The 704-nt window shown below is 62.5% G+C and carries 1 protein-coding gene; it reads right to left on the reverse strand.

Annotation, left to right across the window (positions count from 1 at the left end):
- Positions 1–704, reverse strand: a 704-nt coding sequence (locus GY725_16650) for an IS21 family transposase (GenBank protein ID MCP4005822.1), incomplete at both ends; no start/stop codon positions are given.

A 704-nucleotide genomic window follows, 5' to 3' on the forward strand; every position in this document is an offset into this window, starting at 1 on the left:
CGTGCGATCTCGGTATGTCCATCGAGGATCCGAACCACAGAGTCCGCAGCGAGGAGGGTCGACGGCCGTTGGAACGCAGTGTGCGGGATGGAGTAGTCATTGAGATCAAATCGGACGTAGATCGTCTTACCCGATCGGATGGGCAAGAGTTGATCGGTTTCGAAGGGATGCGCCGGTAGCGGTAGCAAGTGCTCGCGCTCCTCGTCGAGCACTTCGGCCACGCTGCGTTCGGCGTTGCCGGGCCAGGGTCTCAGGTGTGCGATGTCGTCGCGCCAGGCTTGGGCTTGACGGTTGAAATCCTCGAGCGTGGTGAACGGGCGTGCGGCAAAGAAGCTCTCGCGCACATAGCGGATGGCCCGCTCGACGCGGCCTTTCTCGTTTCCTCGCCGGGGGCGGCAAGGCCGCGGCTCGAAATGATAATGGGCGCACAGCTCGAGTAGGCGCGGGTTGAACTGCACGACATTCCCTCGGCGGGCCAACACGGCCGAGCGCAGATTGTCGTAGAGCAAGACCCTCGGGACCCCACCCAACTCGGCGAAGGCTCGTACGTGGCCGCGCATGAAATTCTCCAGCGATTGGTCGAAGAAGAATTCCAGCGCCAGGGCACGGGAATAGCTCAGGGTCAGCACGAAGCCGGACAAGCGTCGGCGGGCCTGACCAATGTGGACTTCACCGAAGTGAGCCCAGTCGACTTGACCCTGCTC

Source organism: bacterium, assembly GCA_024226335.1.
Lineage (GTDB): Bacteria > Myxococcota_A > UBA9160 > SZUA-336 > SZUA-336 > JAAELY01.